Source organism: Vreelandella aquamarina, assembly GCF_020075495.1.
Lineage (GTDB): Bacteria > Pseudomonadota > Gammaproteobacteria > Pseudomonadales > Halomonadaceae > Vreelandella > Vreelandella aquamarina_A.
Map to the genome: position 1 here is coordinate 44,137 of NZ_JABYQT010000012.1, position 14,555 is coordinate 58,691.

The 14,555-nt window shown below is 62.4% G+C and carries 12 protein-coding genes; 7 read left to right on the forward strand and 5 right to left on the reverse strand.

Features of this window, described 5'->3' with window-relative positions:
- Window positions 1-141 precede the first annotated feature (141 nt).
- The gene (locus HW452_RS15175; RefSeq protein ID WP_224106940.1) at window positions 142-1,785 is read left to right on the forward strand and encodes a bifunctional metallophosphatase/5'-nucleotidase; all 1,644 of its coding nucleotides are present in this window, start codon (window positions 142-144) and stop codon (window positions 1,783-1,785) included.
- An 11-nt stretch (window positions 1,786-1,796) separates the two neighbouring features.
- Here the strand turns inward: HW452_RS15175 and HW452_RS15180 are convergent, their stop codons facing one another.
- The 4 genes from HW452_RS15180 to ugpB all read right to left on the reverse strand — a co-directional run bounded on the left by HW452_RS15180 (window position 1,797) and on the right by ugpB (window position 6,064).
- Complete coding sequence (locus HW452_RS15180; protein WP_224106941.1) at window positions 1,797-2,849, reverse strand: sn-glycerol-3-phosphate import ATP-binding protein UgpC; 1,053 nt, start codon at window positions 2,847-2,849, stop codon at window positions 1,797-1,799.
- 1 nt (window position 2,850) lies between these two features.
- Complete coding sequence (ugpE, locus tag HW452_RS15185; protein ID WP_224106942.1) at window positions 2,851-3,699, reverse strand: sn-glycerol-3-phosphate ABC transporter permease UgpE; 849 nt, start codon at window positions 3,697-3,699, stop codon at window positions 2,851-2,853.
- A gap of 15 nt (window positions 3,700-3,714) precedes the next feature.
- Window positions 3,715-4,599, reverse strand: a complete 885-nt coding sequence (gene ugpA, locus HW452_RS15190) for a sn-glycerol-3-phosphate ABC transporter permease UgpA (RefSeq protein ID WP_224106943.1) — start codon at window positions 4,597-4,599, stop codon at window positions 3,715-3,717.
- Window positions 4,600-4,735: 136 nt separating this feature from the next.
- Window positions 4,736-6,064, reverse strand: coding sequence for a sn-glycerol-3-phosphate ABC transporter substrate-binding protein UgpB (gene ugpB, locus HW452_RS15195; protein WP_224106944.1), 1,329 nt, complete (start codon window positions 6,062-6,064; stop codon window positions 4,736-4,738).
- Window positions 6,065-6,279: 215 nt separating this feature from the next.
- On the opposite strand from ugpB, the gene argE reads away from it, so the two are divergent.
- Complete coding sequence (argE, locus tag HW452_RS15200; protein ID WP_224106972.1) at window positions 6,280-7,449, forward strand: acetylornithine deacetylase; 1,170 nt, start codon at window positions 6,280-6,282, stop codon at window positions 7,447-7,449.
- 110 nt (window positions 7,450-7,559) lie between these two features.
- Here argE and HW452_RS15205 read toward each other — a convergent pair whose 3' ends face one another.
- Entirely contained in the window at window positions 7,560-7,871 is a 312-nt protein-coding gene (locus tag HW452_RS15205) for a hypothetical protein (protein WP_224106945.1), read from the reverse strand.
- Window positions 7,872-8,138: 267 nt separating this feature from the next.
- On the opposite strand from HW452_RS15205, the gene HW452_RS15210 reads away from it, so the two are divergent.
- From HW452_RS15210 to HW452_RS15230, 5 genes are all read left to right on the forward strand, one after another.
- Window positions 8,139-8,618 carry a YchJ family protein gene (locus HW452_RS15210; protein ID WP_224106946.1) on the forward strand — a complete coding sequence of 160 codons (480 nt, stop codon included), beginning with the start codon at window positions 8,139-8,141 and terminating at the stop codon, window positions 8,616-8,618.
- A 68-nt stretch (window positions 8,619-8,686) separates the two neighbouring features.
- Entirely contained in the window at window positions 8,687-9,640 is a 954-nt protein-coding gene (locus tag HW452_RS15215) for a Bug family tripartite tricarboxylate transporter substrate binding protein (protein WP_224106947.1), read from the forward strand.
- Window positions 9,641-9,678: 38 nt separating this feature from the next.
- Window positions 9,679-13,650, forward strand: coding sequence for a sensor domain-containing phosphodiesterase (locus tag HW452_RS15220; protein ID WP_224106948.1), 3,972 nt, complete (start codon window positions 9,679-9,681; stop codon window positions 13,648-13,650).
- 23 nt (window positions 13,651-13,673) lie between these two features.
- Window positions 13,674-13,955, forward strand: a complete 282-nt coding sequence (locus HW452_RS15225) for a GIY-YIG nuclease family protein (RefSeq protein WP_224106949.1) — start codon at window positions 13,674-13,676, stop codon at window positions 13,953-13,955.
- Window positions 13,956-14,161: 206 nt separating this feature from the next.
- Window positions 14,162-14,515, forward strand: a complete 354-nt coding sequence (locus HW452_RS15230; protein WP_224106950.1) for a hypothetical protein — start codon at window positions 14,162-14,164, stop codon at window positions 14,513-14,515.
- Window positions 14,516-14,555 lie beyond the last annotated feature (40 nt).

Sequence of the window (14,555 nt, forward strand, 5' to 3'; positions counted from 1 at the left end):
GAACCCTTATTTTTTATCCTGTCATCAAACCTCGTTACTGCGCAGGTTGTACTGATCAAAAGGTAGTCAAGGGAGCAGAGCGTGTCCAAACTGGACGCCGGCCCGTGCCACCGTTTTACTGACAAAAAAGGAACCATACGGATGCGTTTTATTACCCAGCGAGTAGTGCTAGGCGTGGCGGTAGGGCTGCTTGGCTCCTCGGCCTACGCGGCCCCCTATACACTGACCATTTTCCACACCAACGACCTGCACGGGCGCACCGACCAGTACCCGCCGCTCGTCACCGCGCTGGCCGAGGCGCGGGAGCGCTTTGGTGACGGCCTGCTGCTCGATGCCGGCGACATCTTCTCCGGCACGCTCTATTTCAACGAGTTCAAGGGGCAGGACGCCGTCGAATTCATGAACCTGATGGGCTACGACGCCTTCGTGCCCGGCAATCACGAGTTCGACCTGAACGATCCCGAGCACGGCCATCAGGCGCTGGCCGCGCTGTTCGAGGCGGCGGATTTTCCCATTCTGGGCGCGAATCTGGACTTCTCGAGCGCCCCCGAATTTGGTGAATTGCTGGGAGATTCGATCAACGGCGAGCCTGAACTTGAACCCAGGGCGGGGCACCTGTACGACGGCATCGTCGTTGAGCAGAACGGCGAGCGTATCGGTATCTTCGGGCTCAGCACGCCATCGAGCGACACCGTCTCGAGTCCCGGCAACGTCACCATCGGTGACTACCGCGAAGCGGCCGAGGCGATGGTCGAAGCGTTTCAGGCGCAAGGGATCGACAAGATCGTCGCGCTCACCCACCTGGGCTACGACAGCGACCCGGCGGTAGGTAACGATATCCTGCTTGCCCAGCACGTGGAAGGCATCGACGTGATCATCGGTGGGCACAGCCACACCCGGCTCGATGCGCCGGTACTCATTGCCGAGAACGACCTGGGCGAACCCAAAAGCCCCACCGTGATCGGCCAGGCGAACGAGTACGGCAAGTATCTCGGCGTGATGCAGGTCACCTTCGACGACGACGGCGTGGTAACGGAGGCCACGGGTGAGCTGCTCGCCGCCGAGGATTTCGAACCGGACGCCGAGGCGGCCGCCATGCTTGCCCCCTACACCGCGCGCATCGAAGCGCTGCGCGATGCTCGGGTGGGCGTACACCTGGCCGAGGCGCTTGCCAACCCGCGCCACGGCGCTGGTGACGAACGTAGCGTGCGCGCCGATGAAACGGCGCTGGGTAACCTGATTGCCGACGGCCAGCTCAAGGCCGCCCGCCGGGTGAATCCGGAGGTGGTGCTGGCGCTGCAAAACGGCGGCGGCATTCGCGAGCCGATCGCGGCGGGGGAGGTGACCGTGGGCGAGCTGATCGCCGTGCAGCCCTTCGGCAACCGCCTGACGCTGATGGACGTCACCGGCGCCGAGCTTTGGGAAACCTTCGAGATTGCGCTGGCAAGCGCTCCAGAGGAGAGCGGTGCCTTCCTGCAGGTCTCCGGCGGCACCGAGATCCAGTATGACAGCCGCCGACCCGCCGGCGAGCGGCTGGTGAGCCTGAAGGTGACCCAGGGCGGCGAGCTCGTGGATATCGATCTTGAGCGCACCTACGTCATCGCCACCAATAACTTCACCGCCAGCGGCGGCGACAACCACGAAGCACTCGAAGCGGCGTATGACGACGACCGCAGCCACATCGTCGGCAACACCGACTGGGAGATGCTGCGGGACTACCTGGTGGCGAAAGGTGAGGTCGCGCCCCGGGTGGAAGGGCGCCTCAAGGATATCGCCCGCCAGTAGGCGGGCGGGCGCTAACCCGTGCGCTTGCCGGTGTCGCCGTTGAAGGGGTGGAGCGCTTCGCGCGCGACGTAAAAGCGCAGCGTTTCGCCCTCCTTCACCGGCGGCTGGCCGCTCACGCGGATCACCGTCGGCTGGTCGCTTTCGGACAAGCGCACGTAGAGGTGGCTTTCGGCCCCGGCGGCTTCATAAAGCTCGAGGGTGGATTCCACCACCAGGTGCGGGGTCGCCGGCGGGGTCAGGCGCATGTCGTCCGGGCGGATGCCGATAATATCGGTCCGGGCCGGCAAATCCGCCAGCAGCTCCCCGGCGCCGTGGCTCGAGAGGTACTCGATGGGCACCATGTTCATCGCCGGCGAGCCGATGAACCCGGCCACGAACATCGAGGCGGGGCGGGCATAGATCTCCATGGGCGTGCCCACCTGCTCGATCCGACCGCCGTTGAGCACCACCAGCCGGTCGCCCAGTGTCATGGCTTCCAACTGATCGTGGGTGACGTAGAGGCTCGTGGTCTTGAGCCGCCGCTGAAGCTGCTTGATCTCGACGCGCATCTGCACACGCAGCTTGGCGTCCAGGTTCGAAAGCGGCTCGTCGAACAGAAACGCCGCCGGCTCGCGCACCAGCGCCCGGCCCATGGCCACCCGCTGGCGCTGGCCGCCGGAAAGATTGCGCGGCTTGCGGGAAAGATACTCCTCGATCTCGAGCATCTTCGCGGCCTTGCGCACCCGCTCCTCGATCGCCGCCTTCTTGAAGCCGCGGTTTTTCAACCCGTAGGCGAGGTTGTTGTACACCGTCATGTGCGGGTAGAGCGCGTAGTTCTGGAACACCATGGCGATATCGCGCTCGGCGGGCTCGAGGTTATTGACCACCCGGTCGCCGATCTTCAGCGTACCGTCGGTGATCGTCTCCAGGCCCGCCACCATGCGCAGAAGCGTGGATTTGCCGCAGCCGGACGGGCCCACCAGCACCACGAACTCGCCGTCTTCGATGGCAAGATCGATGCCCTTTACCGCCTGCACATCGCCGGAGTAGGTTTTCTTCAGCCCTTCGAGGGTAATACTGGCCATGCTATTTCTCCGTCTCGGTCAGGCCTTTCACGAACAGTTTCTGCATCAACAGCACCACCAGCACCGGCGGCACCATGGCAAGCGTCACCGTGGCCATGATCAGGTTCCAGGCCGGCACCCGGTCCGAGGAGGCCATCAGGCGCTTGATGCCGAGCACGATGGTGTAGAAGTCCTCGTCGGTGGTGACCAAAAGCGGCCACAGGTACTGCACCCAGCCGTAGATGAACATGATCACGAACAGAGCGGCGATATTGGTGATCGAGACGGGCAGCAGTATGTCCTTGAAGAACTTCATCGGCCCCGCGCCGTCGACGCGGCTCGCTTCCATCAGCTCTTCGGGGACGGTCATGAAGAACTGGCGAAACAGGAACGTGGCGGTGGCCGAGGCGATCAGCGGAAGCGTGAGCCCGGCGTAGGAGTTGAGCATGCCCAGATCCGCCACCACGGCGTAGGTGGGGATGATGCGCACCTCCACCGGCAGCATCAGGGTGATGAAGATGATCCAGAACGCCAGCATGCGAAACGGAAAGCGGAAGTAGACGATCGCAAACGCGGAGAGAATCGAGATCGCGATCTTGCCGATGGCAATCGTCAGCGCCATGATCGTCGAGTTAGCCAGCATCAGCCACACCGGCGGCGCCCCCGCCACCTGCCAGCCGGAACCCAGCATTTGCGAGTAGGTGGCCCACATGTTCTCGCCGGGTAGCAGCGGCATCACCCCGCGCACGAAGGCGCCGGGTTCGTGGGTCGAGGCGATGAACGCCACGTAGACCGGAAATGCCACCACCAGCACCCCTAGAATCAATACCAGGTGGGTCAGAATGTTCAGAAAGGGTCTGTTCTCGACCATGTTGAATCCCTGGGGTTAGTAGTTGACCCGACGTTCCACGTAGCGGAACTGGATGAAGGTGAGCACGATGACGATAGCCATCAGAAGTACCGACTGCGCCGACGAGGAGCCGATGTTGAGCCCCGCCACGCCGTCGGTGTAGACCTTGTAGACCAGGGTCATGGTCGCCTGGCCCGGCCCGCCGCCGGTGGTGGCGTCGATCACCCCGAAGGTGTCGAACATCACGTAGTTGATGTTGATGATCAGCAGAAAGAACGTGGTCGGCGAGAGAAGCGGAAAGACGATGCTCCAGAAGCGCTTGAAGGGCGTGGCGCCATCGATGGCGGCGGCCTCGATCAGCGAGTGCGGCACCGACTGCAGCCCGGCGAGAAAGAACAGAAAGTTGTAGGAGATCTGCTTCCAGGCCGCGGCGATGGTGATCAAGATCATCGCCTGGCTGCCGGAGACGCGGTGGTTCCAGTGGATGCCGAACCAGTCGAGCAGGTGCGGCAGAAGCCCGATGGTCGGGTTGAACAGAAACCACCACAGCACCCCGGCCACCACCGGCGCGACGGCGTAGGGCCAGACCAGCAGGGTGGTGTAGAACTTCGCGCTTTTCAGCACCCGGTTGACGCACACCGCCATCAACAGCGCCAGGCTCATGGAGAGCAGCGTCACCGAGACAGAAAAGATCGCGGTGCGTCCGAGCGCGTTCAGGTAGCTGGGGTCGGCCAGCACGCGGGTGTAGTTGGCAAGGCCCACGAAGGTGGTGTTGAAGCCGAAGGCGTCGGTGCGCTCGAAGCTCGATTTCACCGCCTGGCTCGCCGGCCAGATGAAGAATACCAGCGTGATGATGAGCTGCGGGGCGAGCAGGAAGAAGGGAAGCCACCGGTTCTGGTAGGTGGAGCGTTTGGTCTGCATGGTGTGTCCTGTTCAACGCAGGTTCGAAGCGCTTGGGGAAACGCCCTCCCATGGGCCCGGCGCGCCGGGCCCATGGGAGGGCCTCCACGACGAACCCCGGCCGCGAAGGCCGGGGTCGGGTGGACGCCGTCAGGGTCTAGTTATTGGCCGATTCGAAGTCGCGCAGGATCTCGTTGCCGCGGCGCACCGCGTCGTCCAGCGCCTGCTGACCGCTTTTCGAGCCTGCCAGTACCGCCTGGAACTCCTCGTCGAGCACCATGCGCACCTGGGGGTAGTTGCCAAAGCGCAGGCCCTTGGAGTTCTCCGTCGGCTCGTTCAGGTTGATCTGCTCGATGGCGATGTCCGCGCCCGGGTTCTCGTCGTAGTAGCCCTGCTCCTGGCTCAGCTCATAAGCGGCGGTGGTGATCGGCAGGTAACCGGTCTCCTGGTGCCACTCGGCCTGCACCTCGGGAAGCGAGAGGTACTCGAGGAACTCGGCCACACCGGCGTACTCGTCTTCGTCGTGGCCGGAGAGCACCCAGAGCGTCGCCCCGCCGATGATCGAGTTCTGCGGCGCGCCGTCGACGTCGTCGTAATAGGGCAGCATGCCGAAACCGACCTCGAAGTCCGAGTTGGCCAACACGTCAGCGCGGGACGCCGAGGAGTTCATGTACATGGCGCAGTCGCCGGAGTAGAACGAGGGCGCCGCATCCGGCCCATTGGCCGGGCCGCCGTAGCTATAGACGCCGCTGTCGTTCCACTCCTTCAACTGATCCCAGAAGCGCGCCTGCACCTCGCCGTTGAATTCGAACTCGGTATCGAGGCCGCCAAAGCCGTTCTCTTCGGTGCCGATCGGCTGGTTGTGCAGCGCCGAGAAGTTCTCGAGGCCGATCCAGTTGGCGGCATACGCCATGGTGAAGCCGCAGGACGCCGCGCCCTCGTCGACGATCTGTTGGCCCATTTCGCCCATCTCCGCCCAGGTGGTCGGCGGCGCTTGTGGGTCGAGGCCGGCGGCCTCGAAGGCGTCCTTGTTGTAGTAGAGGATCGGCGTGGAGGAGTTGAACGGCAGGGAGAGCAGATTGCCGTCGGTGTCGGTGTAGTAGCCGGTCACCACGGGCAGGTAGTCGTCCGGGTTAAACGTGTTGCCGTGCGCTTCCATCAGCTCATAAACCGGGTAGATCGCGCCGCGAGCGGCCATCATGGTGCCGGTGCCCACCTCGTAAATCTGCACGATATGGGGCTGCTGGCCAGCGCGGAAGGCGGCGATGGTGTTGACCATCGTCGCTTCGTACTCGCCGCGATAAGAAGGATTGACCCGGTACTCGTCCTGGGTGGCGTTGAAGTCGCTGGCAAGCTCGCTCAGGCGCTCGCCCAGTTCCCCGCCCATGGAGTGCCACCAGGTGATCTCGGTGGCGGCCTGGGCGGAAACGCTCAAGGTGGCCGCCGCGATACCGGCCGATAACGCGCGCAACGTAAAACGAGACATAAAAGCTCCTTTTTTGACCTGGGGCGCCCATGGCGCAGTGCATTTATTGATTCTTGAAAGCGCACTGAACGGTAGTACGTCTTTATGACGTTTTGATGAAGGCTAGCCGGGGTGGGGAAGGGCTCCATTGAACTTTGGCAGTAGGCGTCGCCCAAAGGCGGTGATAGGGTGATGAAGATAGGGTGATGAAAAAGTCGATACGCAAGGGCCACGACATGACAGATGCACAATCGCTACTCGGCCAACTGGTCGCCTTCGATACCACCTCGCGTGGCTCCAACCTGGCGCTGATCGAGTTCGTCGAAGGGTATCTCGAGCGCCACGGCGTCGTCTCGGAGCGGGTGATGAGCCCCTGCGGTACCAAGGCGAATCTGATCGCGCGCATCGGCCCGGACGCGCCGGGCGGGGTGATGCTCTCCGGCCACACCGACGTCGTGCCGGTCGAAGGCCAGCCCTGGTCGACAGACCCCTTCACGCTACATGATGGCGGTGACGGTCGACTCTACGGGCGTGGTACCTGCGACATGAAAGGCTTTATCGCCTGCGCCCTGGCCATGGTGCCTGAGTGGGTAAACGCCCCGCTCGCCCAGCCCATCTACGTTGGCTTCTCCTATGATGAAGAGATCGGCTGCGTGGGCGCCCCCGCGCTGATCAAACGTTTCGTCGAGCACTACTCGACCACCGCCCACGTGATCGTCGGCGAGCCCACCAACATGCAGCCGGTAGTGGCGCAAAAGGGCGCGACCAACCTGCGCACCACGGTCACGGGCGTCGAGGCGCACAGCAGCCAGGTCAACCAGGGCACCTCGGCGATCCATGTGGCCGCGCGGCTCGTTACCTTCATCGAGGACACCATGGCCACGCTGGTGGAAGAGGGCAAGGTGGATGACGCCTTCAACGTGCCCCACACCAGCCTGCACGTGGGCAAAATCCAGGGCGGCACGGCGATCAATATCATGGCCCGGGAGTGCACCTTCGAGTGGGAGATCCGCCATCTTCCTACCGAAACGTTCGAAGAGGTCTTTGCCCGCTTCGAGGCCTATGCTGAAACGCTGAAAGCCGAGCTCGAGGCGCGCGGCAAGACGGTCAAGATCACGACCGAAGCGCTGAACGTGACGGTGCCGGGGCTTGCCGATCAGGGGAACGAAAACGTGCTGCGCCTGGCCAAGGACCACCTGCCCGCCGCCTGCTGCAACCACGCGGTAGCCTACGCCACCGAAGCAGGGCAGTTTCAGGGCCAGGGGCTGCAGACGATCATCCTGGGCCCGGGCAGCATCGCCCAGGCCCACCAGCCGGACGAGTACATTGAGAAAAGCGAACTTGCCGCCTGCGTGGACTTCATGACCCGGATGGGGCGGGCGCTGGAAGTGCCGTTCGAGGAGTAGTCGAGTCAAGGCGCCTCTGATGCGGTGCCGGGCAGCCCTGCATGGGAGTGCCGCAAACGAAGACACCCGCCTGAGCGGGTGTCTGCAGATCTTCTTGTATGCGCAAGAGCCTAGAGTGAAGAGCGCTCCTCGAAAAGCTCGCCCTTGGCATTACGCATGACGTCTTCGCAGGCCTGTTGATGGGCCAGTTGCGTCAATAGCTGCTGGGTTACTTCAAAGCCTTTGCCCAGGCAGGTATCGACCTCCTCGCGGCTTACCTGAGGGGTCACATTGCAATCGATCTTGAGCGTGCGACCGACGCCGTCCAGGCGGTCGGCCATGGCGCGAAGCCGCCAGGCGACTCGCTCTTTCCAGTTAGCTGATTCTTCTGCGCCTTCGCTTACGCTGAACGTGCACTGCCATTCCGGTCTGTAAACCTTCATGAGAACCTCCGCTGCCTTTGGAAAGAATGATGGGGTCGTGTTTCGTGCTCCGTTATCTGACGTGCTGATATATTCTTGAGTGCGCCAGGCGTCGATGTGCCGAGCGCTGTCTTCCAGGCACCAACGTGCCAAACGGCCTTTTAAATACTGCGCCAACCACTATACGCCTAACAACGCATGAATATCGAACTAAAAGCAGACGTGCAGCAAGACGCTCTCCAAGTGATCGGTTAGTCTTATCCTGACCAAATTTACCGAGCCAGGATCATGACGTTGCAAGACACATCCAGCTGCCCGTGCGGCACGGGCCTGTCCACGCCTCAGTGCTGTGGGCGCTACCATCAGGGCGAGCCTGCACCAACGCCTGAGGCCTTGATGCGCTCGCGCTACACGGCCTTTGTGCTTGAGCTGCACGACTACCTGCTGACGACCTGGCACAGCAGCACGCGGCCCCGAACGCTGGCGCCCGATCCCCAGACCCAGTGGAAAGGCTTATCAATTGTCAAAAGCGAGCTTGATAGCCCAAAGGCGTCTTCTCAAACCGAGGGCGGCAGTGTTCACTTTCGTGCCTATTTCAAGGAGCGTGAGCGTTGGCACATGCTGGAGGAGAACTCGCGTTTCGTGAAGGAGGGCGGCCGCTGGTGGTACGTGAACGGAACGCCTGTTGTCGTGCGCCTCAAACCGCGCCGCAACGACCCATGCTTTTGTGGTAGCGGCCGAAAATTGAAGCTATGTTGCAAAGAGTAGCTATACGTTACTAAATAAAACGAGGGACAGGGGGCATGGCGTGTAGTGGCAGAGGTGCGTTACGTTACTTGAAGATAGCGATAGCAAGCGGATTACTGTTGATTGCCAACTGGGCCATTGCCAGCGATAGCTTTCCACAAGAAGAGATTAGCGTCGTGATTCCCTACATGGCAGGGGGGCCAAGCGATGTGCTGTTGCGCGATATCTTCAAGGCAGCGCAACCTTATCTGGGCCAGTCCGTGTCAGTGGAATACATGCCGGGCAGTGGGGCCATCCTTGGGGCGCGACGCGTTCTGGAGGCCGCTCCGGATGGCTATACGCTGCTGGTCTGCCATCAGTCGCTCGACCTTGCCTATCTGGCCGGACAGGCGTCGTTTAATCACACACATTTTGCACCCGTTGCGATGTTGATCCGTACGGTCAGCATACCCACGACCTATGCCGGGCACCGTGCCCAAAGGGCCAGTGATATTGCAGCGCTGGTCAACCAGCGCTCGACTCCCCTCGCCTTTGGCGTTACCCGTCACTCCAACGATCACCTCTTCTGGCTGCAGTTTTTTGAGCAAAGCGGTATTTCACCTGCCGATGTATTGGTGGTGCACTTTCCCAGCATGAGCTCCCAGGTGGAGGCGTTGCTCGCTCATGAGATCGATTTTGCCCTGCTGGACATGCCCTCGACGGGGCAGCTGTACGCCTCTCATGCCTTGACGCCGCTCGGTGTGGCCGCAAGCGAGCGTCTGCCGGGACTGCCCCGAATAGAGACCCTGAGCGAGCAGGGGATCGATCTGGTGAATACGGCGGATCGAGGACTTCTTGCTCCGCTGGACACGCCGCCGGAGAGGCTGGCCACGTTGGCCAACGCACTGGCGCAGGCATTGAATGATACGTCCCTACGCTACCGTCTGGCCCACGACTACGGCTCATTGATCGACTACCGACCGCTGGCCGCGTATGGCGACTATCTGAACGAGCAGTTTTACAAACTGGCGCCGCTGGCTGAACACGTACACTTCAGACGCTGATCCACTCTACGCCGCCCAGGTTTCAAGAGACGCCGACCATGCCGATTAATACGCGTAACCTAGCGCTGGAAACCCTCTTGCTGATGATCCTGGCAACGCTGGTATGCATGGGGGCGATAGGGTTGGTCGTTGGATTCAGCGCACCTGCCAATCCCTTGTTTGCCACTCTGGTGCCGGATGGTGCACTGGTCGTGCTGCTGGTCGGTGTCGGGCTTCTGGCCGCCTTGCAGGGGTGGAACAAGGCACGCCTGACGTGCGCCTGTGCCTTGTTGCTGGTCGTGAGCTACACCATCGTGCACAACACCCTGGCGGGTGGCGCGGAAGGCTCACTGTTGACCGGCGGGCGGCGTATCACCAGCCTGTCCGGGGCGTTTCTTGCCTTGATCGGGGCCTGCCTGCTGGCTGGTCTTTCCGCGCCCTGGCGGCGCTGGCTGTGGATACTGGCCGGCGTCTGCTTGTGGGGGCTTGCGCTGCTGATCATCAGCCAGCTGTGGAATGGCCCTGGCGATGGTGACGTGCTCTTCTCCTCTTCACCGATGGTGGCGCTGGTCGTTGCCTGGCTTTCAGGTACCGCCATGCTCATCATCGGCAGGCGCCGTACGCCAGAGCGCCTGAGCCCTGGGCGGGTCACGGTGGCGGCCTCGCTTTGGGGGGTCATCGTCAGCTGTTTCATATGGTTGCTGCTCAACAGCTATCAGCAGATGGCGACCCAGCAGCAGGCGGCATATCTGCTGGACAACGTACAGCTGAAAATCGAGCAGGCGACGCAGACCCGCCTGCGCCTCATGCAGCGTATGGCCGAGCGCCTCGACGCCATGGGACCGCGCTGGGATGTCGTGCTGCTTGAAAGCGACGCGCGAAACTATCTGCGCGATACACCCAGTATCGGCGCCATCGCGCTGGTCGACCAGCAACGGCTGACCTGGAGCTGGAGCGTAAGCCGTTCGCCGGACAGGGAGGCGTGGCTGCGCCAGCGCCTGGACGATGAGTTCACGCGCAACTGGATGCAGATACCCCTGGCCCGGCCACGGCTATTGATAGCCGATGATGACCAGCCCCGTGAAGCGCTCTTCCTCATGCCCGTATCGGCCAGCGGACATTATCTGCTGGCCAGTGTCGATCTTGCCATCATGCTCGAAAACGAGCTTCGCCTCGAGGTAGGGCCTTTCCAGGTCAGTGTCAATCGCGACGACACGACGCTTGTCCGGCTGCACCCGGCCGGGTTTGCTGCCGATGTGATGGAAACCCCGGCGCTTGCGCTGGCAACACGGCACATTGGCCTGCCCGGCGGCATCAACATAGAGCTATACGCCTACCCGGGCAGCCACCATAACTGGTATCAGTTGAACCTGCTGCCGTTTGCCATCGCGTTTGGCAGCCTGCTGCTGAGCGGGTTGCTGGCGTTCAGCCTGGGCGTGGTGAGCATGAGCGTACAGCGCGCCCGCGAGCTTGCCCTGACGCGCCGCTCGCTTGAAGACCAGCAGATGGTCCAGCGCATGATCGCTCAGGAGCAGCCGCTCGACGAGATACTCGAAAGCCTGTGCCTCATGCTCGAGCGAGAGCTTCCCCATGCCCTCTGTTCGGTCATGCTGGTGAACGACGCCGGCACGCATCTGGAGTTTGCGGCGGGCAGCCGCCTGCCCGTCGCGTACCGCAGCGCCATTGCGCGTATCCTGATCAGCGCCAACAATGGCGCCTGCGGCAGCGCGGCGTTTCAGCGGGCCTCGGTGATCTGCGCCAACATTGCCGAAGACGAGCGCTGGCGCGGCTACCATGGCGTGGCCCGCCAGGCGGGGCTTGCTTCCTGCTGGTCGAGTCCGGTGTTCGGGGGCGAGGGGCAGCTGCTTGGCACGGTGGCGGTCTATTATTCGCGCCCCAGTACGCCAAGCGGTGCCGATACCGAACAGATCGAAAAAGCCACCGGGTTGATGGCGCTGGCCGTCGAGCGCTTTCAGGTGCGGCGTTCGCTGGAAGAGAGTGAGCAGCGCTACCGCTCGCTGTTTACCCATCATCCTGATGCGGTGTTTACCCTGGATGAAAAGAGCTGCTTCGTGACGGCCAACGCCACGTGCGCTGCGCTGACCGGCTACTCGGTCGACGAGATCCTCGGCAAGCCGTTCACCTTCTTCATTGCCGAGCAGGATGTGATGCGCGTCCAGGCGTATATCGAGACGGCCATGCGCGGCGGCATCGACCGCTACGAGCTGTCCCTCAAGGACCGTACCGGACGCCTGCACCTGCTGGACATCATTCACCTGCCGATGATGGTCAATGACACGGTCAAGGGCGTGCATGCCATTGCCCAGGAGGTCACCGCTGCCCGCGAGCAGGAGTCTCGCCTGCGCACCCTTGAGCGCAGCGTGGAAGCCAGCGTCAACGGCATCCTGATTGCCGATGCCGAGCGGCCCGATTTGCCGATCATCTACGCCAACAAGGCGTGTACCCTGATGACCGGCTATAGCCAGCAGGAGATCATCGGCAAGAACTGCCGTTTTCTGCAGGGCCCCGAAAGCTCGCCCGAGGTGGTCCAGCGAATCCGCAATGCGATTCAGGCACAGCATGAAGTGAACGTGACGATCTGCAACTACCGCAAGGATGGCACGCCGTTCTGGAATGATCTTTATATCGCTCCCGTGCGCGATCATGAAGGCCGGGTGACGCACTACGTGGGCGTACAGCACGATATTACCGAGCACAAGGCCTACGAGGCACAGCTGGCCTACCATGCTTCTCACGATGACCTCACCCGACTGCCCAATCGCATGTTCTTCGAGGATGCCCTGCTCAAGCAGTTCGTAACGCTTGGCCAGCGCAACCAGCGCATGGCCGTGCTGTTCGTGGACCTGGACGACTTCAAGCCGATCAATGACAACCTCGGCCATGCGGTGGGCGATCAGGTGCTGGTGGAAGTGGCCCGCCGGCTGGTCAACGTGGTGGGGAGCGAGGACATCGTGGCGCGCATGGGTGGCGATGAGTTCGTGATTCTGCAGGTCGGGATCGATCACGACGCAGAAGTGATCGACCTGGTGGAGCGGCTTCTGCCCACGCTGGCACGTCCTTACCGTATCGACACCCACGAGCTCTACCTGACGGCGAGTATCGGCATCGCGATCAGTCAGGAGGATACCCTGCAGCCGCAGACGCTGATTCAGCAGGCCGACATGGCCATGTACAAGGCCAAGCAGCAGGGGCGTAACGCCTACGAGTGGTTTACCCACGCCTTTACCGATACGGTGAGCGAGCGCATGGTGCTGCGCAACGACCTGCAGGAGGCCATCGAGCGTGAAGAGTTTGCGCTGCACTACCAGCCGCTGATCAACCGGGAAGGAATGCTTTCCGGCGTGGAGGCGCTGCTGCGCTGGGAGCATCCGGAGAAAGGCTTCATTTCACCGGCGCGCTTTATTCCCCTGGCCGAAGCGACCGGCCAGATCATCCCGATCAGCGAGTGGGTGCTCAAGCGCGCCTGCCTGGACATGCAGCTGCTGGCCCACAAGGGGCTGGGGGCCATTCGAGTGGCGGTAAACCTGTCGCCCCTGCAGTTCCAGCGGTCGAGCTTTCTCGCCACGCTGCGCCAGACCCTGCTGACCACCGGTCTGCCTGCCTCCCAGTTGAGTCTGGAGTTGACCGAGGGCATCCTGATGGACAACGCCGAAGACGCCATCGATACGCTTCACGCGCTGCGTAGCATGAACGTTGGCGTCTCCATCGATGATTTTGGCACGGGCTACTCGAGTCTGAGCTATCTCAAGCACCTGCCGATCAGTACGGTAAAGATCGACCGCAGTTTCATCAATGAGCTGACCCATAGCGAGGATGACTCGGCCATCGTGCAGGGTATCATCTCCATGGCCCACCACCTGGGGCTGGCGGTCGTGGCTGAAGGCGTGGAAACCGAAGAGCAGTATCAGCGCCTGAAGGAGTATCATTGCGACATCTTCCAGGGATACTTGCTGGCCCGACCGATGCCGCTCGAGGCCCTGGAGGCGTTCGTTGCCGATTTATCTCCATGAACCGATCCCGTCAAGGAGCAGGGATGTCGTCATCTTCATCAAGCCCTTGGTATGTCTATCTGCTGGAGTGCCGACGCGGCACCTACGTGGGCATCACCAACGACATCGCCAGGCGCTACCGTGCCCACTGCGCGGGTAAGGGGGCGCGTTACACGAGAGCCAACCCGCCGGTCGCGCTGCTGGGCGCCCAGCCGTTTGCCGACCGGGGCGCCGCCAGCCGGGCCGAGTACCAGCTGAAACAGCAAAGTGCCGATCAGAAACGCCGCTGGGCAAGGGGGTGGCCGCCACCGCTCGACGTCAAGTGACATGCCCCACGATGCCCAGAGCCGCGGCTTTCGCAGGCGAGCTGGCCCACCGTCTTTTTGATGCAGGGGACTATGCGGTAGCGGAAATAGGTGTCAACGTAGTCGATGTATGACAGGGTTTTGAGCGGGAGAGCCCGCAGCAAAGATGACAGCCGCCGGTTATTCGGGCAGGCTAATGCCCCACTTGACGGGCAGGGAGCGCAGGCGTGGCAGTTTATGGCGGTATTCAGGCACATGAAGTGGAGCGTTGGCTTAATGCCTTGACCAACGCGGCCTATGACCGGCGCTGCCCGCTTTCCGGGGTGCATGGCGGCACGGCGCGTGCACGAACCGCCCGTCAGGATCTTCTGTATCTGGCCCACGGCTTTCGCGGCGGCGAGCGTAGCCGGGAAGCGGTGGCCGATGGCCTGAGCCGCTGGTGCCAGCGCTATCTGACCGAGGCCGAGTGGTACGTGCTGGTGGGCGGTGGGCGGAAAACGGCTCCTGCCAGCCCGGTGGAAACCGCTCGAAAAGAGCCGGATCAAGCACTTGAGATATTGATGCAGCACCGCGTGGGCTAGGTCCTGGCATCAGACCCGTCGCAACGCTGGTAGCGCCGGG

Bases quoted from the DNA above. Each gene is read 5' to 3' on its own strand.
- HW452_RS15220 (WP_224106948.1), top strand. From the start codon at position 9,679: ATGCCGATTAATACGCGTAACCTAGCGCTGGAAACCCTCTTGCTGATG.
- HW452_RS15210 (WP_224106946.1), top strand. From the start codon at position 8,139: ATGACGTTGCAAGACACATCCAGCTGCCCGTGCGGCACGGGCCTGTCC.
- HW452_RS15205 (WP_224106945.1), bottom strand. From the start codon at position 7,871: ATGAAGGTTTACAGACCGGAATGGCAGTGCACGTTCAGCGTAAGCGAA.
- ugpA (WP_224106943.1), bottom strand. From the start codon at position 4,599: ATGCAGACCAAACGCTCCACCTACCAGAACCGGTGGCTTCCCTTCTTC.
- argE (WP_224106972.1), top strand. From the start codon at position 6,280: ATGACAGATGCACAATCGCTACTCGGCCAACTGGTCGCCTTCGATACC.
- HW452_RS15180 (WP_224106941.1), bottom strand. From the start codon at position 2,849: ATGGCCAGTATTACCCTCGAAGGGCTGAAGAAAACCTACTCCGGCGAT.
- HW452_RS15225 (WP_224106949.1), top strand. From the start codon at position 13,674: ATGTCGTCATCTTCATCAAGCCCTTGGTATGTCTATCTGCTGGAGTGC.
- ugpE (WP_224106942.1), bottom strand. From the start codon at position 3,699: ATGGTCGAGAACAGACCCTTTCTGAACATTCTGACCCACCTGGTATTG.
- HW452_RS15175 (WP_224106940.1), top strand. From the start codon at position 142: ATGCGTTTTATTACCCAGCGAGTAGTGCTAGGCGTGGCGGTAGGGCTG.
- ugpB (WP_224106944.1), bottom strand. From the start codon at position 6,064: ATGTCTCGTTTTACGTTGCGCGCGTTATCGGCCGGTATCGCGGCGGCC.